Here is a 16,460-nt window from a genome sequence, read left to right as displayed (position 1 = left end):
GCACGTGAAGACAGCAATCACTGAACTGTTCGGCATCCAGCATCCGATCATCCAGGGCGGCATGCATTATGTCGGCTTTGCCGAGCTTGCCGCCGCGGTCTCGAATGCCGGCGGTCTCGGCATCATCACCGGCCTGACCCAGCGGACGCCGGAGCTGCTGGCGAAGGAAATCGCGCGCTGTCGCGACATGACCGACAAGCCGTTCGGTGTGAACCTGACCTTCCTGCCGAGCTTCACTGCACCGCCTTATCCGGAATATATCGCCGCCATCAAGGAAGGTGGCGTCAAGGCGGTGGAGACCGCCGGCCGCAGCCCGGAAGCGTACATGCCCGCGCTGAAGGCTGCCGGCATCAAGGTGATCCACAAATGCACTTCGGTGCGGCATTCGCTGAAAGCCGAGAAGATCGGATGCGACGCCGTCAGCGTCGACGGCTTCGAATGCGGCGGCCATCCCGGCGAGGACGATATCCCGAACATGATCCTGCTGCCGCGCGCGGCGGATGAACTGAAGATTCCGTTCGTGGCCTCGGGTGGCATGGCGGATGCGCGCAGCCTCGTTGCTGCGCTGTCGATGGGCGCCGCCGGCATGAACATGGGTACCCGCTTCGTCGCAACCAGGGAAGCTCCCGTCCACGCCAACGTCAAGCAGGCCCTCGTCAAAGCCACCGAACTCGATACCGTGCTGGTCATGCGCGCGCTGCGTAACACCGAGCGCGTGCTGAAGAACAAGGGTGTCGATCAATTGCTCGAGGTCGAGCGCGAGAAGGGGGCGAGCCTCAAGATCGAGGACATCCATGAGCAGGTCGCGGGTGTCTACCCCAGGGTGATGGTCGATGGTGACATGGATGCCGGTGCTTGGAGCTGCGGCATGGTGGTCGGACTGATCCACGATATCCCGACGGTGAAGGAGCTGATCGACCGCATCATGAGGGAAGCCGAGCAGATCATCCGGCAGCGGCTGACTGGATTTCTTGACGGTACTGTCGCCGATCTGGCCACGCGCGCCGTTGCTTGACAAAGGTTTGCATGCGAGCGCTTCAGTGCCGAGATCAATGCTCGCTGATCGCATTGAGCAGCGGATCGGCGTGACCGATTGATCTCTCAAGTTGGGGGGGGCGGGCCAGGCCGACAAGCAAGCTGAAATGTCGTTTTCACCGAGGAGCGGCCAATGAAGTACTATCTCTGCAAGTACATTCCGCCCCGGGCGGATTTCCTGGCGACCATGAGCGCCGCTGAGAACAATGGATGAAGCAGCACGGTGCGTTCCTGGATGATCTGCTCGCAAAGGGGCAGATCGTCGCGCACGGTCCCGTCACGGACCCGCGTGGCGGTTATGGCGTGTCGCTCTATCAGATCCCGGACGATCTCGACATCGAGGCGGTCACCTCGGAAGATCCTGTCGTGAAGAACGGCGCCGGCCACTATGAGCATTACCCGATGATGCATTTGAAGGCGCGCGGCTGAGATCCTCCCCTGGACCAATTTGGCAGCGTGGGTGGCATGACCTTTGATCTGTGCCAGCACGGGTAGGCCATCGCGATCGGCGAGACAGCGTTTTGCAAGGATGGGAGCCGCGGCGCCGTCGGCATTGGCGGGGGAGGCGGCCGGCGTAATAGTGCCGTTGGTGCGGAACGCTGCCTTCAATCCGGGAACTTGGCCGGACGGCGTGCTGCACGTCAAAAAAGTATCAGTTCACATCTGAAATGGTGGTGGCGTGCCTAGGTACTGGTCGCTACTCTGCCAACGAGAGGAAGCGCTGAACCAATCAGCCGATAAGGGAGCGGAGGCGGATCATTACAAGCCGCACCGGCCTGAAGGGAGCGGACATGGAACCGGACCTGGAAGTTGTCCAGATACGGCGCGGCGAGTCATTCAAGGCGTGGTCGCACGGCTACCCATTCCACACCGTCCGCTGGCATTTCCATCCCGAGTACGAGCTCCATCAGGTCGTGGCCACCAGCGGACGCTATTTCGTCGGTGACTTCATCGGCGACTTCGAACCAGGTAATCTCGTGCTCACCGGCCCCAATTTGCCGCACAATTGGGTGAGCGATCTGCCGGCAGAGTGCGCCATCCCGCTACGCGGACGCATCCTTCAATTCAGCGAAGAATTCATCGGCGACCTTATGAAGGTCATGCCTGAGCTTTCGGGCCTTGCCGCACTGCTGGATTTTTCCCGGCGTGGTGCGCTGTTCACCCGCAGCACGAGCGATGCGCTCGTCCCACTCATGGAGGAGATCGTCGCGGCGAACGGCGTGCGCCGGATCGAGCTGTTCTTGATGATCTTGGGGATACTCTGTCGCGCCGCCCGACAGGCGCGTCCGCTGTCCAGCCCAAACTATCTGCCCGATCCGTCTGGCTACATGTCGGCGGGAATGAACAAGGCACTCGCATTCATCCGGAAGAATCTGACGCAACCTTTCGGCGAAGCGGAGCTTGCTGCGATCGCCGGTCAATCGCAAAGCGCATTTTCGCGCTCGTTCCGCCGGCACACGGGCATGTCATTGGTGCAATACGTTAAGCGGCTGCGTATCAATCTCGCTTGTCAGATATTGATGAGCAACGAGCAGGCTTCCATCACCGACATCTGCTTCGAGGTCGGCTTCAACAATCTCTCCAATTTTAACCGGCAGTTCCTGGCCGAGAAAGGCATGCCCCCTTCGCGCTTCAGACGATTGTTGGCGCACAACATCGATGCGGCGCACGCGGCCTAGCCGCATAGGAGCAAAGAAGGAGGATCGTTACGGAAGAATGACGCGGACACGCCGACGGCGGTCCGCGACAGCAATCGTTCGACCAGAATTCTGCGCGGCTCCGAGCACCGGCGCTCATCGTGCCGTCGGAAACGGAAGCAGCGAGGGCCTGACTTCGAAGGATCAACGACGACACCCTGACACCCAGTCTGGAAAGGAAATCTGAAATGAGAAAGTTCTCTGCTAAATATGCGGGCACAATTGGCATAGCCCTCTCGCTGCTCGGCACAACAGCCATTTCTTCGCGGGCCGCAGAGGTGAAGAACGCGACCGTCGCCTTCCTGATGCCGGACCAGGCCTCCACCCGCTATGAACAACATGATTATCCGGGTTTCGTCGCAGAGATGAAGAAGCTGTGCGACAGTTGCAAGGTGATCTACCAGAACGCCAGCGCGGATGCCGCGCGGCAGCAACAGCAATTCAACTCGGTGATTTCGCAGGGCGTCAAGGTAATCGTGCTCGACCCCGTCGACTCCACTGCCGCGGCATCCCTGGTCAAGATGGCACAATCGCAAGGCATCAAGGTCATTGCCTATGACCGGCCGGTCCCCGACGCCAAGGTCGATTTTTACGTGTCCTTCGACAATCAAGCCATCGGCAAGGCTATCTCCGAATCGCTCGTCAAGCATCTTAAGGCCGCCAACGCGACGGCGAAGGAGGGCGAAGGCGTACTCGAAATCAATGGATCGCCGACCGATGCCGCTGCGGGACTCATCAAGAAGGGGATCCACGAGGGGCTTGATAAGAGCGGCTATCCAATTCTGGCCGAATACGACACGCCGGACTGGGCGCCGCCGAAGGCGCAGCAATGGGCGAGTGGCCAGATCACCCGCTTCGGCAAGAAGATCCTCGGCGTCGTAGCTGCCAATGACGGCACGGGCGGTGGCGCAATTGCCGCCTTCAAGGCCGCAGGTATCGAGCCGGTGCCGCCGGTGACGGGCAACGATGCGACGATTGCCGCGCTTCAGCTCGTCATCGCAGGCGATCAGTACAACACGATCTCCAAACCCGGTGAGATCGTGGCAGCTGCTGCGGCGCAAGCGGCGGTGAAATTCCTCTCCGGAGAGATGCCCAAGGCGGAAGCTACGCTATTCAATGCGCCATCGAAGTTGTTCGTGCCGGCCGTCGTCACTCAGGAGAACCTGAAGGCGGAGATTATCGATAAGAAGATCCAGACGGCCGATCAGCTCTGCACGGGCCGATATGCCGCGGGTTGCAAGAAGCTTGGCATCACGCAGTGACGACGTCGGTCCCGGCCGCTTCCGGCGGCCGGGACGAAGGATGAGAGGGCGAATTGGGACATGACCACGATCTCGGATGCCGATGACGCGCAGGGCGGACCGCGCAAGCCGGTCTTGAGTCTTCGCGGAATTTCCAAGCATTTCGGCGCCGTGTCCGCCCTGACCGATGTTGATCTCGATGTGCATGCCGGCGAAGTCGTGGCACTTGTGGGTGATAACGGTGCAGGAAAATCCACGCTGGTGAAGATCCTTGCCGGCGTGCACCAACCCACCTCCGGAACGATCACGTTCGGCGGTGAACATGTTGTCCTGTCCGACCCATCCATGGCACTCGGCCTCGGCATCGCCACCGTTTTCCAGGATTTGGCCCTCTGCGAGAATCTCGACGTGGTCGCAAACATCTTCCTCGGCCGCGAGCTCAACCCGCTGCGGCTCGACGAGGTCTCCATGGAGCTTCGCGCCTGGACCTTGCTCAACGAGCTGTCAGCGCGGATCCCGAGCGTGCGAGAGCCCGTGGCGTCGCTCTCCGGCGGACAGCGCCAGACCGTGGCGATCGCGCGCTCGCTGCTGACTGAGCCGAAACTCATTCTGCTCGACGAGCCGACTGCGGCGCTCGGCGTTGCCCAAACCGCTGAGGTGCTAGACCTCGTCGAACGCGTTCGCGCACGCGGTCTCGGCGTCATCATGATCAGTCACAACATGGAGGACGTCCGCGCGGTTGCCGATCGGATCGTGGTGCTGCGCCTCGGTCGCAACAACGGCGAGTTCGATCCCGACGTGTCCAATCAGGATCTCGTTACGGCGATTACCGGAGCGGACGAAAATTCTGTCTCGCGCCGCGCCAGGCGGCGCCGCGCCCCTCAGTCGCCGGAGCTTGGGCGATGACCGACGACACGCAACAGGTTTCGACGGCGCGGTTGCTCGACCGCAGTGACGAACGAGTCAAGCACGCGGACACGCTTGGAAACATGATCGGCGCCTTTGTGGACCGTGTGCGGTCGGGTGATCTCGGAGCGCTGCCGGTGGTCGTCGGGCTCATCGTCATCTGCGCGGCGTTCGAGACTCTCAACCCTGTTTTTCTCGCGCCGAACAATCTGGTCAATTTGCTTTTCGATTGCGCGACAGTGGGTGTGATCTCGCTGGGCATCGTCTGTATCCTGATGGTCGGCGAGATCGATCTGTCGGTCGGATCGGTGAGCGGGTTCTCTTCGGCGCTCGTCGGCGTGCTTTGGGTCGCTCAGGATTGGCCGGTCGCCGTGGCGATCGTCACGGCGTTGGTGCTGGGCGCTGCCATCGGCGCGCTCTATGCATTTTTGTTCAATCGTCTGGGTATGCCGAGCTTCGTCTCGACGCTGGCCGGCCTGCTGACGTGGCTCGGCCTGCAGCTGTATCTGCTCGGCTCCTCCGGCTCGATCAACCTTCCGTATGGATCGACGCTGGTCAATTTCGGACAGATGCTCGTCATGCCGTCGATCGTATCCTACGTGCTGGCGGCGGTCGCGAGCGTGGTTATGTTCGTGACCGGCTACCGAACGGCCGCGCGCCGGCGGGCGGCGGGGCTATCGGCCAGTTCGCTTGGCCGCATGGTGCTGAAGGCGCTGCTGGTCACCATCGTGCTCGAATTCGTTGTCTATTATCTCAATCTCGGGCGCGGCATTCCCTGGATGTTTGGTCTGTTCGTCGGCTTGTGCGTGATCATGAATTACGCATTGACGAGAACCAAATGGGGCCGCTCGATATCTGCCGTCGGCGGCAATCGCGAGGCGGCCCGTCGGGCTGGCATCAACGTTCGCCGGGTCTATTCGACCGCATTCATGTTGTGCTCCACGCTGGCCGCTGCCGGCGGCATTCTGGCCGCAGCGCGGCTGGCATCTTCCAGCCAGCAGGCCGGGACCGGGGATGTGAACCTCAACGCGATCGCCGCCGCGGTCATCGGTGGCACGAGCCTGTTTGGCGGCCGCGGGAGCGCCTATTCCGCGCTCCTCGGCGTCATCGTCATCCAGTCCATCGCGAGCGGCCTCACGCTGCTCGATCTCTCCTCGTCGCTGCGGTACATGATTACGGGCGCAGTCCTTGCCATTGCAGTCATCGTCGATTCGCTGGCACGGCGCTCGCGCCTTTCCCACGGCCGAGCTTGAACAACTCTCATAGGAAAAGGACAAGCCTTGGCCCAGGAACTTGCAGAAAAAGTCGCGGCGATCACCGGCGCCGCATCGGGCATCGGTCTCGAATGCGCTAGAACATTGATCGGGGCCGGCGCGCGGGTAGTGCTGATCGATCGGGCGGAGGAGGCGCTGAGCAGCGCCTGCGTTGCGCTGGGCGATCAGGCGATTCCTTTACGTATCGACCTCACCGATCCCCTGAGCATGGAAGAGATGATGCCGCAGGTGCTGGAGAAAGCGGGTCAACTGGACATCTTCCATGCGAATGCTGGTGCCTATGTCGGCGGCGAGGTGCTTGGCGGCGATCCCGACGCGTGGGACCGCATGCTCAATTTGAACGTCAATGCGCTGTTCCGGTCGATCCATGCGGTGCTGCCGCACATGGTTGAGCGCAAGAGCGGCGACATCATCGTCACCAGTTCGATCGCAGGTCTCGTGCCTGTCGTCTGGGAACCGATCTATACCGCGTCCAAGCACGCCGTGCAGGCTTTTGTGCATACTCTCCGCCGGCAGGTCGCGAAACACGGTTTGCGCGTCGGCGCCGTTGCGCCCGGTCCAGTCGTGACCGCGCTCATCAAGGATTGGCCCAAAGAGAAGATCGAGGAGGAAATGGCGGCCGGTGGCTTGATGCAGCCCGTGGAAGTCGCGCAGGCAGTGCTCTTCATGTTGACGCGCCCGAGAAACGTCACCATCCGCGACCTCGTCATTCTGCCGCAGAGCAACGATCTGTAACATCTTCCGATCGGCGATCCTGAGATGAACAAGCAACCCGATAACCGCCATTTCCTTGGCATCGATGTCGGCACCGGCAGCGCACGGGCCGGACTCTTCGACCGCTCCGGCAGGCTCCTGGCGAGTGACAGCGCCCCTGTTGCACTTTGGCGGGAGGCTGGCGACGTGGTCGAGCAGTCGAGCGAGGATATCTGGCGTGCCGTATGCCGCAGCGTGCGTAGCGCGGTGGTGCAGGCGGGTATCGCGGCGGACAGTATCGCTGGCATCGGCTTTGACGCGACCTGCTCGCTGGTGGTGCTTGGCGAGGCGGGTGTGCCGCTGCCCGTCGGGCCGTCCGGCGATCCTGCTCGTAACGTCGTTGTATGGATGGATCACCGCGCTGCGGATCAGGCGCGCCGTATCAACCAGTCGGGCGAGAAAGTTCTCGACTATGTCGGCGGAACGATCTCTCCCGAGATGGAGACGCCGAAACTGTTGTGGCTCGCCGAAAACATGCCCGAGACGTTCTCCCATGCGTGGCAGTTTATGGACTTGACTGATTTTCTCACTTGGCGTGCAACAGGGAGTTTGTCCCGCTCCATTTGTACCGTGACGTGCAAGTGGACCTATCTGGGCCACGAAGACCGCTGGGACGATCAATTCTTCCGCAGGATTGGCCTCGGCGTGCTGCCGGATGAGCAGTTCCGCAGGATCGGCACCGAGATCGTGCCCGGCGGGACCAGGCTGGCAGCGGGCCTGACGGCGAAGGCCGCGGCCGATCTCGGACTCGCGACGGGTACGCCGGTCGCCGCCGGCCTCATCGATGCACATGCCGGCGGGGTTGGTACGGTGGGGGCGCGCGGAGCGGCGGGTACGGTGCTCACGCGCATGGCCTATGTATTCGGAACGTCCGCCCGCACCATGTCGACCACACCGGACCCATCCTTCGTCCCTGGCGTTTGGGGACCTTATTTCTCCGCCATGGTGCCTGGGCTTTGGCTCAATGAAGGCGGACAGTCGGCCGCCGGCGCTGCGATCGAGCATCTGTTGCAGATGCATCCGAATTCCGCGCAAGCGACACAGGCTGCGGGCCAGAAGCAGCAGACGCTTGCCGATTGGCTTGCCTCGGAAATCGAATCACGCGGCGGTGCCGAAATGCTCCCGGATTTGGTCGGCCAGCTTCATGTCGTCCCCGAATTCCTCGGCAATCGAGCGCCGTTCGCCGATCCCGGCGCGCGCGCACTGATTGCGGGCCTTGATATGCGCTCGGATCTGGAGAGTCTGCTCGCGCTTTATCTTGCAGGGCTTTGCGGCCTCGGCTGCGGGGCCCGGCAGATCGTTCGCGCTCAGCAAGACAAGGGCATTGCGGTCGATACGATCGTGGTCAGCGGCGGTGCCGCAAAGAGCCGCCTCGTGCGGCAGGTCCTCGCCGATATGACGGGTTTGACGGTCGCTGCGCCAGCCTCTCCGGAGGCCGTCCTGCTCGGCTCCGCGATGCTTGGATCAGTTGCCTCGGGCGACCATTCCGACCTCAGTGAGGCGATGCAGGCGATGTCGGTCTTGGGAGACATCCATCAACCCCAGGCCGCTTTGGCAGGCTGGGTTGATCAGCGCATGGGAGCCTTCGAGGCTCTGCAGAAGGTCGGCCGGGCAATTAGAAGAGCTTCTTAGCTCTTGCCAACTGGACCCGGCACCAAGCACGGCATCTGACCCGGGCCGAGCCGCGATCCTAGACTATCCGCGGTTCGGATAGCCCATGGGGCAAGTTCGTGAACGGTGACCGCCAATGAGGCAGGACCGCTACATCCCGGCACGACGCATCTGGTCGCGGACCTGACGGAGAAGTTCGACGACATCAACTCGCTCGTCGCGGCCAAAGGCGGGTGGCCAGCGTCAGGGGGCGGCTGAAGGGATCCTGTGGGCGGGGAGGAACCCGGGTCTCGCCCCGCTGTAGGCGGGGCGAGATGCCTGCTTTTCTCAGATGAGGAAGTCGGTCGGGTGCAGGCTCGCGGCGTGGACACCGTCGAGTGTAATGGTGTCGCTCGCCGATACATGAATCACGGCATCGCCGTCGGCATTGTCGCTGATCAGCTTCGACAGCGCCGTCCAGTCCGTAAAGCCGTAATCGTGCAGGTTGATCAGATCGTGCTCGGTCACGGTGCTGCAGGCCGCCTTGTTTCCTTGATCGAAGTCGGTGATGAGGTCGTTGCCGGACCCGGTGTTGAAGACGAAGGTGTCGCTGTTTCCGCCGCCCGAAAGCTGGTCATTTCCGGCGCCCCCGTTGAGCATATCCTTGCCGCCGGTGATCGAGCCCGGTGTTGCGGGATCATAGACCTTCGCATCGCCATACAGAAAGTCGGTGGCCGCTCCGCCGGTGAGGATATCGTTGCCGCCATGGGCATTGCCGGACATGGTCGGAGCGTCGCCGAACAGCAGATCGCGCGCATCGTCGGTGTACTCGGTGCTGATCTTGACCTTGAGGATGTCGTCGCCACCCTGTGCGTTGTCGGTCAGGGACGTGGAGGAATCTCCCGACAGCGACGCACCGGCCCAGACGTTTTCGCCGCTCATGGTCAAGATGATGTTGTCGTTGCCGCCATGCGCATCGCCGCTGATGGAGCCGATGGCATCGCCGCTGGCTCTCGCTGAACCCTCCCGGGTGTTCAAGCTGATGTCGAGCGTGTCGTTGCCGCCCTGCGCCGTGCCGCTCATGGAGCCACCGGCATCGCCGGCGTACACATTGTCGAAGCCTCGCCAGCCCACAGCGCCCGTGATGGTGTCACTGCCGCCGTGCGAATTGCCGGACATGTCGCCGGCGACATCGCCGAAAGCATGCACGTTGGTGTACATCGAGTGGTCTTGGGTATCGATCGTGTCGTTGCCGCCCTTGGCGTCGTCGGTCATCGCCTGGGCATCGCCGACCACGAGGGCGGCGTTCCAGCCGTAGTTGACGTTGACCGTGAGCGTGTCGTTGCCGCCGTGGGACTGGCCATGCAGCGTCGTGTTGTCGTCGCCAAAGATCGTGACCTCTGCTTCGGGCTGAGTGATGGTTGCGGTCACGGTGTCGTTGCCGCCCCAGGCGTCCGTGGTGGTCGGAAAGTTCGGATCTCCGATGACGGTTTCGATTTGGCCAAATTGGTCGAGCAGGATGTCGATGGTGTCGTTCGGCAGATGCTGCATGGCGTAACTCCCATTTCATTGTCGGAGGCGGGCCTGACATCGGCAAAACTCTTGCGCGACGTGCTGTGACCACGCTTCACGGAGACGAATCTAGTTTTGGTCGATGGCGGAGATTTGCTGGAATTCGGGACAGAGTTTGTTCGCGACAGGCTTCGCTGCGCCGTGCGGCGAAACTGGTCGTTGCGCACTCGCGATTGCGATGTCGCCCCGCGCGACGGGGTACGACATCGCCGCTTTGATTTATTCCCTCAGATGATGAAGTCGGTCGGATGCAGGTTCGCCGCGTGAATCCCGTCCAGCGTGATCGAGTCGTTGCCGGAGAGATGAATCACGACATCGCCGGAAGCATTGTCGCTGATCAGACTCGACAGCGCCGCCCAGTCCGCGAAGCCGTAATCCTGCACATCGATCAGATCGTGTTCCGCTGCGGTGCTGCCGACGGCCTTGTGCCCTGATCGAAGTCGGCGATCGTGTCGTTGCCGGAGCCGGTGCTGAAGGCGAAGAAGTCGCTGTTTCCTCCGCCCCACATCCAGTCGTCGCCCGATCCGCCGTTCAGCGTGTCGCTGCCGCCGGTGATCGAGCCTGGCGCCGCCGGTTCATAGATTCCTGCATCGCCATACATGAAATCCCGGCCGACGCCGCCATTGATATCGTTGCCACCATGAGAATGACCGGCCATGATCGGCGCGTCGCCGTACACTGACGAGACCGCATCCGCGTACTGGCCTTCGATCTTGACGGTCAGGACATCGTCGCCGCCCTCGGTAAGATCCATCAGGGACGTCGACGAGTCCCCCGACAAGGTCGCGCCGGCTATGGCGCTGTCGCCGTTCAAGGTGACCGTCATATTGTCATTGCCGCCTTGCGCAAGGCCGCGCAAGGCGCCGATGGCGTCGCCACTGACGGTCGCCACGCCGTCGTGGTGAGCACGCTGACATCGAGCGTGTCGTTGCCGCCGTGCGAGGTGTCATCATGGAACCGCCGGCATCGCCGGCGAACAGGTTGGCGCCACCGCGCCACGCGATCGAGCCGGTTATGTCGTCATGGCCGCCCTGCGCGTTGCCCGACATGTCGCCCGCGACGTCGCCGAAGGCCGAGACAGTGGTGTAGACCGTGCCATGGGCATCCGCGACGATGGTGTCGTTGCCGCCGTTGGCGTCGTCGATCATCGATTGGGCATCGCCTACCACGAGAGCGGTGTTCCAGCCGCCGCCGATATCGGCGAACAATGTGTCGTTTCCGCCTTGCGAGTGACCAAGCAGCATCGATTGGTCATCGCCGAAGATCGTGAGCCTCGTATTGAGCTCGGTGACGGTTGCCGTCACGGTGTCGTTGCCGCCCCAGACGTCCTTGGCTGCGGGAAATCCGAGATCTCCGTACACGGTCTCGATTTGACCAAACTGGTCAAGGATGACGTCGAAGGTATCGTTCGGCAGATGCTGCATGGCGTAACTCCCATTTCATGTCGGTAGCGGGCCTGACGTGTGCACCAGTCTTGCGACACGCTTGATCGACACGCTTCACCGGAAGCAAATCTGCCCTTGGTAAATGGCAGAGATTTGCAAGAATTCAGGAGAGAGTTTGATTGCTCGCATCTGCGGTCGCGCTGCGAGAAAGAGAATGTTGATGGAACTGTCGGCGAGGATCTACCGCGGATTGGCGCAATCGACTGCGAGCTTACTTCTCCTCTGGTTGGGATGAAGTGCCGCTTTCTCCGTCGTCATTTCCTCGATCAAGTCGGCGATACCCTCTCTCGCGATCTTGTCAGTGACAAGAGACAACAACCGGCTATGGTGCGCGATCTTGTTGTTGATCTCATCGCATTTGCCGCACGTGAGCATACCCTGCGCCATTGCAGGCAGAGCGAACGAGCCACCTGGGACTAAAAAATGTTCATTGCCGAGCTTCGTTCCTGCCGCCATGGACGGTTGGGAAGCTGGCTTGCTGTGTGAGCCAATGACGGCCGCGGTTTTTACTTGTGCGTCGGTGGGACCTCATTGAGGAGCTTCGAGACCGCAGTGACAAGCTGGGCCGGTGCAAACGGCTTCTGCAACAGGATGCTATTTGGGACGCCCTGCGAACCCCAATCGTTCGCCGCAGCGCCCGTCATGTAGACCACGGGAAACGTCGGCTCTCGTGTCTGAGCTGTCTGGCCAATTCCCAACCGCTGAGCGTGCCCTTGAGGTTCACATCCGCGACGAGCGCCCGGTACTCCTTCATGCCGCTTCTGAAGAGAGTCAGAGCTTCCTCGGCAGACGAGAGGATGTCAGTCGCGAAGCCTGCCTCCAGCAGGGCTTCCTCAACCACCGCCTGCAATGGGTATTCATCCTCCACCACCAAGATGAGAGGCGACGGCGCTGTCATGTTCACTCCGTCTCGGAACGCTGGAACCTACCTATGTTGCGGCGGCTTTGTTCCCTGAAAATGTGTCCAAAAGTGAACATAGGCCGATCCGAGGGCCCCAGGGAGCTGGCCGGCTGCATGGCGGAGGCCGACGAGACGGAGCATGGGCGCACTCTCAATCTTCCGTGGTGGAGGACGTAGCGCCGATCCGCATGATGTTCTGCGACATGCTGGAGGAGTTGGGCGACAAGGTCATCGCCGAAGCAGGCACCCTGAAGGAAGCAATCGAAGTCGCGCGGGTGGCTGACTTCGATCTGGCCATTCTCGACCTGAGGCTTGCCGATGAAACAACTGAACTGGTGGCGGAGATCACTCGTGGTCGCGGGTTGCAATTTTTCTTCCTGACCGGCCACACATCCGATGGATTGCCGGGCGGCTTCCGCAATGCTCCCCGATTGGAGAAGCCCGTCCTCTGCTCCGCGCTCGCGGAGATGATCGAAAACTGCGCCAGGTCTTGACCAGCGAACAGGCCGCTCGCGGGGAGTTTCACGCTGCCAACTTGCCCTTCGCCAAGCTTTCAAGATGTTTCCACGCCAAAGCGGCCCTCAACCACTTCAAACGCTCGGCAGCACAGGTCGCGGCGACCGCTTTGCGCATTGCGGCGATGGCCTCTGCTTGATGGTCAAGGTCTCCGGTCATCGGAGCGATCATTCGCTCGAATTATTAAAGCCGACGAAATTTTACGGCCCGGAAAACTACCGGCTTGCCCCGCCGTGGAGCCTCCATCCAAGCCCTGTGCTGGCTCAGTCCGGCGCCATCCGCTCGCCTCGTCCTGCGAGATAGGCATCATATGTTAAAGCGCGACTCAGCAATTGCAGCCCGATAACCTGGCAACAGGCTGGGGGACGCGGGACGATGGCACAGTCACGCTATCCGTTGATCCGGAGGTGGACACCGGAAGAGCATCAACAGCTGCTGGTGATGGCGGCGGCTGGGCGCCGACCCGACGAGATCGCCCAGGCGCTCGGCAGGACAGAGCCGGCCGTGCGAGGCGCGCCAACCTGCATAACATCCCGCTGCGACTGGTGACGCAAAAGCGAAACGGCCCATGATCAAGGGCGCGTTTGGACCAATGCCGATGGACTATTTCGTGTGGCTGGCGAGGGGAGGCGGCCGCATCTTCGTCATCGACACCGGGTTCAATGCCGAGGTCGCGAAGCAGCGCAGGCGAAATTACCTGCGCTGCCCGGTAGAGACGCTTGCCGCGTTCGATATCGACGCTGCCCACGTCAAGGACGTGATTCTCACGCATCTGCACTACGACCACGCCGGCAATTTCGACCGATTTGCGCATGCGCGGTTTCACCTTCAGGAGCGCGAGCTTGCCTGTGCGACCGGGCGCTACATGCTTTATCCTCGGCTGTCGCATTCGTTCGAAGTCGAGGATGCCGGGAAGCAAGCTGTGCACGTTACATCGGTGCGGTCGCTGCTCGCCGACGAGACCTCGACCAAATGGCTCGATGCTGCCGTGAATACCAGGCTGCCTTGGGCCGCAGGGTACCGGACCCGCTGCCGGGCGCCAGGGCGCCGCCATTCGTGCCGGTGCTGCCGATGATGCCTGTACCGCCGAGTATACCGCACCGTCTGGCTGCTGGCTGCGAGGGCCAATGAAAGGATCGGGTAGGTCCGACGACCTTTCGCACTGCCCGGTCGCTCCCTTCGGAAGGCGGCGCCAAATGTCGGTTCGTAGACGAGGACCGAGGTTTGCAACGCAGCGCCAAGCCGACGCGACTGGCTCATCCTCAATGGAAGTTGGCGCTCGGTCGGCGCGTTTGCTCACGGAGGCCGATGACCGAGGAACTCCAGAACTCTATTTGGCGTGCGACAAGATCCTTTATTGCCAATCAGCCCGGCGCTAGTCTCGAGCCCATTGAGGCGCCTTAAACTTATTCCAGCCGCGAGTTGAGGGGCGTTCGATTGCATCGGAAGGAAGATGGATGAGGGCAGTGATCGTCGGTGCGGGAATGGGCGGGTTGATGACGGCCTTGGCGCTGCGTCAGTCGGGAGTGTTCGCATCGGTCGATGTCTACGAGCAAGCGAAGGTGCCTAGCACCGCAGGCGCCGGGTTGAACATCCCGCCCAACGGGGCGCGAATATGTCGTTGGCTAGGCGTCGACCTGGATGGGGGAGATTCCAAAGGCCCCGACGGGGTCCTTGACGGCGGCCGCGCGGCAATCCTGGAGTCGACACGACAGTTCAACGCAGATGGGAGCGTGACAAAGAGGCCATTCGATCATGTCACCGCCGCAGGCGACGGCGCCGGCTTTCATCACATGCACAGGCTGGACCTTTTGATGTGCCTGTACAAGCGAGTGTCCGACTTCGGTATGGACAGCGGCGCGCCATGCCCGATCGCGGTGCACATGGACTGCAGACTGACGCAGCTGCGTCAGACCGCAGGCGAGGTAATAGCGACCTTTTCGAATGGTCGAACCGCCACGGGAGAGCTTCTCGTAGGTGCGGACGGGATCAACTCTGCGACGTTACAGCTGGCGTGGCCGAATTCGCGTCCCAAGCGTTGGACGGAGGTAACCTGCTTTCGAGGACTCATTCCGCGGACGGGGGTTGCGTCCCTCCGCAAAGCGAACGGTAACCCGCTGGACCACAATCCCATCAACTCCTTCAGCATGGACCGCCATCGGGCGGATAGGAGCGGCGCGACCACGTACTGGGTACGCGGCGGCGAGTTGTTGAACGTGTGGATCGCGCATTATGAGCCTGAGTCCGCCGCGTTCGAGCAGGAGGAGGGCGACTGGTTTCCCGTCAGTCAGCAGGAGATCGTTCGCGAGGTCGGCGAGGCATTCGCGGGCCATCCCAGCAGAGACGACCTCATCGCTCTGTCGGGGGCGATCGTTCGTCCTACCAAGTGGGGTCTCTACGATCGCGATGCGCTCGAAACCTGGGTGCAGGGCCGCATCTGCCTGCTCGGTGACGCGGCGCACCCGATGCTTCCCACATTCGGTCAAGGAGCTGCTCAGTCCTTCGAAGACGCCGCCGCCCTTGCCAGCGCCTTTGCGCTTCACCAGCGCGATGTGCCTACAGCCTTGTTGCACTACGAACGCGTGCGGCATTACCGCGCTACCCGCTTTCAATTGGGATCCAAATTCGCCTTCGACCATTTGCGAGCGAAGGACACCGCTGAGCAGAAGGCGCTACTGGAGAGACTCGATGAGCGTGTGAGTCCTGCCTTTGCCCACGATAAGCGCGGCGGCGAGGACGATTCCTGGATCTACGCCTACGACGCCCGCAAGATCGGCAGCGAGTTGCCTGCCAAGAGGCTAGGTCCGTGGGACTTCCGCCGAACCGCCAAGGTAAGGTACGGTGGGATCAAGCTCTGGATGCCCGCCAATCCGGCGAAGGGTACGCGCCGCGTCACGCGCGAAGAGGTCGCTCTGCACAACACACAGAACGACTGCTGGATCATCATCTCGGGAAAAGTTTATGACATCACCGAGTGGGCCCCTCATCACCCTGGCGGCGCTGGAATCGCACGAATGTACGCTGGCAAGGAGGCCACTGCCGAATTCGGTGACTATCACAGCACCGAGGCCGTCGCGCACATGGCAAATTTTTGCGTGGGCGCTCTCGTCGAGAATTGAACCACCTCGTCGTAGCCGGGCACCTGGCGGCACTGCCGTAGGCCGCATCCGAGCCGCGCCGTCGACCCGCCTCGCACATCGCGAAGAGCATTCCGACAACCGGTAGACTTCCAAATAACGGCTCGCGACGGCTGAGGCGCACGACATTCGCGGGCCAACGCACTTACCGTCACGCGAGACGACCGCATCGGTCGCCGAGGCGAGTAATGCCATTCGAGTTCTGGTCGTGGAGGATGAAGCTCGGATCTGCAGCTTGATCGAGGACGCCTTTTCGACGGCGGTTTCGAGGTCCTACTTGATCAATTCGGGGGACGGTCGCGCGGACGACGAACCGGCCGCGCGAGTAGCCGGGGGAAACCGAGGCTCGCAATCCTCGACCTGCGCCTCGAGGAAGCCGTTCGCGACAATGAG

At 61.9% G+C, this 16,460-nt stretch carries 18 protein-coding genes and 1 pseudogene; 11 read left to right on the top strand and 8 right to left on the bottom strand.

Features of this window, described 5'->3' with window-relative positions; genetic code table 11:
* The first annotated feature begins 4 nt into the window (after nt 1-4).
* Nucleotides 5-1,015, top strand: coding sequence for an NAD(P)H-dependent flavin oxidoreductase (locus IVA93_RS23780; RefSeq protein ID WP_018458778.1), 1,011 nt, complete (start codon nt 5-7; stop codon nt 1,013-1,015).
* A gap of 230 nt (nt 1,016-1,245) precedes the next feature.
* On the top strand, nt 1,246-1,464 hold the full coding sequence (locus tag IVA93_RS23775; protein WP_247370652.1) for a YciI family protein: 219 nt from the start codon (nt 1,246-1,248) through the stop codon (nt 1,462-1,464).
* A gap of 24 nt (nt 1,465-1,488) precedes the next feature.
* Here the strand turns inward: IVA93_RS23775 and IVA93_RS23770 are convergent.
* Nucleotides 1,489-1,656: pseudogene (locus IVA93_RS23770) on the bottom strand (acetyl-CoA C-acetyltransferase); the annotation flags it as partial.
* A 170-nt stretch (nt 1,657-1,826) separates the two neighbouring features.
* Here IVA93_RS23770 and IVA93_RS23765 point away from each other — a divergent pair.
* The 6 genes from IVA93_RS23765 (at nt 1,827) to IVA93_RS23740 (ending at nt 8,538) form a co-directional block, all read left to right on the top strand.
* Nucleotides 1,827-2,714 (top strand): AraC family transcriptional regulator, encoded by an 888-nt coding sequence (locus tag IVA93_RS23765; protein ID WP_085350864.1) that lies wholly within the window; start codon nt 1,827-1,829, stop codon nt 2,712-2,714.
* Nucleotides 2,715-2,920: 206 nt separating this feature from the next.
* Nucleotides 2,921-3,994: an ABC transporter substrate-binding protein gene (locus tag IVA93_RS23760; RefSeq protein WP_247370650.1), complete on the top strand. Its 1,074-nt coding sequence runs from the start codon at nt 2,921-2,923 to the stop codon at nt 3,992-3,994.
* A 60-nt stretch (nt 3,995-4,054) separates the two neighbouring features.
* Entirely contained in the window at nt 4,055-4,879 is an 825-nt protein-coding gene (locus IVA93_RS23755; RefSeq protein ID WP_085350866.1) for an ATP-binding cassette domain-containing protein, read from the top strand.
* Nucleotides 4,876-6,132, top strand: coding sequence for a sugar ABC transporter permease (locus tag IVA93_RS23750; RefSeq protein WP_247789246.1), 1,257 nt, complete (start codon nt 4,876-4,878; stop codon nt 6,130-6,132). The genes IVA93_RS23755 and IVA93_RS23750 overlap by 4 nt, the downstream gene beginning before the upstream one ends.
* A gap of 27 nt (nt 6,133-6,159) precedes the next feature.
* Nucleotides 6,160-6,888, top strand: coding sequence for an SDR family oxidoreductase (locus tag IVA93_RS23745; protein WP_085350868.1), 729 nt, complete (start codon nt 6,160-6,162; stop codon nt 6,886-6,888).
* A gap of 24 nt (nt 6,889-6,912) precedes the next feature.
* Nucleotides 6,913-8,538 (top strand): FGGY-family carbohydrate kinase, encoded by a 1,626-nt coding sequence (locus tag IVA93_RS23740; protein ID WP_247477446.1) that lies wholly within the window; start codon nt 6,913-6,915, stop codon nt 8,536-8,538.
* Between the two features lie 306 nt (nt 8,539-8,844).
* Here IVA93_RS23740 and IVA93_RS23735 read toward each other — a convergent pair whose 3' ends face one another.
* From IVA93_RS23735 to IVA93_RS23710, 6 genes are all read right to left on the bottom strand, one after another.
* Nucleotides 8,845-10,047 carry a calcium-binding protein gene (locus IVA93_RS23735; RefSeq protein ID WP_247370646.1) on the bottom strand — a complete coding sequence of 401 codons (1,203 nt, stop codon included), beginning with the start codon at nt 10,045-10,047 and terminating at the stop codon, nt 8,845-8,847.
* A 248-nt stretch (nt 10,048-10,295) separates the two neighbouring features.
* A complete protein-coding gene (locus IVA93_RS23730; RefSeq protein ID WP_240543190.1) occupies nt 10,296-10,451 on the bottom strand; it encodes a hypothetical protein in 156 nt (51 codons plus the stop codon).
* Between the two features lie 5 nt (nt 10,452-10,456).
* Complete coding sequence (locus IVA93_RS23725) at nt 10,457-10,882, bottom strand: hypothetical protein (protein ID WP_244560462.1); 426 nt, start codon at nt 10,880-10,882, stop codon at nt 10,457-10,459.
* 16 nt (nt 10,883-10,898) lie between these two features.
* The gene (locus IVA93_RS23720; RefSeq protein ID WP_247370644.1) at nt 10,899-11,492 is read right to left on the bottom strand and encodes a hypothetical protein; all 594 of its coding nucleotides are present in this window, start codon (nt 11,490-11,492) and stop codon (nt 10,899-10,901) included.
* Nucleotides 11,493-11,693: 201 nt separating this feature from the next.
* Entirely contained in the window at nt 11,694-11,969 is a 276-nt protein-coding gene (locus tag IVA93_RS23715; RefSeq protein WP_247370642.1) for a hypothetical protein, read from the bottom strand.
* 184 nt (nt 11,970-12,153) lie between these two features.
* Nucleotides 12,154-12,411 carry a response regulator gene (locus IVA93_RS23710; protein WP_345946361.1) on the bottom strand — a complete coding sequence of 86 codons (258 nt, stop codon included), beginning with the start codon at nt 12,409-12,411 and terminating at the stop codon, nt 12,154-12,156.
* 191 nt (nt 12,412-12,602) lie between these two features.
* On the opposite strand from IVA93_RS23710, the gene IVA93_RS23705 reads away from it, so the two are divergent.
* Nucleotides 12,603-12,908 carry a response regulator gene (locus tag IVA93_RS23705; protein ID WP_247370640.1) on the top strand — a complete coding sequence of 102 codons (306 nt, stop codon included), beginning with the start codon at nt 12,603-12,605 and terminating at the stop codon, nt 12,906-12,908.
* A gap of 28 nt (nt 12,909-12,936) precedes the next feature.
* Here IVA93_RS23705 and IVA93_RS23700 read toward each other — a convergent pair whose 3' ends face one another.
* Complete coding sequence (locus IVA93_RS23700; protein WP_157643068.1) at nt 12,937-13,089, bottom strand: hypothetical protein; 153 nt, start codon at nt 13,087-13,089, stop codon at nt 12,937-12,939.
* Nucleotides 13,090-13,498: 409 nt separating this feature from the next.
* Between IVA93_RS23700 and IVA93_RS41230 the strand changes: the two genes are divergently transcribed.
* Nucleotides 13,499-14,005, top strand: a complete 507-nt coding sequence (locus IVA93_RS41230; RefSeq protein ID WP_502917287.1) for an MBL fold metallo-hydrolase — start codon at nt 13,499-13,501, stop codon at nt 14,003-14,005.
* Nucleotides 14,006-14,387: 382 nt separating this feature from the next.
* Entirely contained in the window at nt 14,388-16,049 is a 1,662-nt protein-coding gene (locus IVA93_RS23690; protein ID WP_247370638.1) for a cytochrome b5 domain-containing protein, read from the top strand.
* Nucleotides 16,050-16,460 lie beyond the last annotated feature (411 nt).

Origin of the sequence: Bradyrhizobium sp. 155 (assembly GCF_023101105.1) — a bacterium.
Lineage (GTDB): Bacteria > Pseudomonadota > Alphaproteobacteria > Rhizobiales > Xanthobacteraceae > Bradyrhizobium > Bradyrhizobium canariense_D.
The sequence above is the reverse complement of the archived record's forward strand: the minus strand, read 5'-3'. Positions and strand labels throughout refer to the sequence as shown.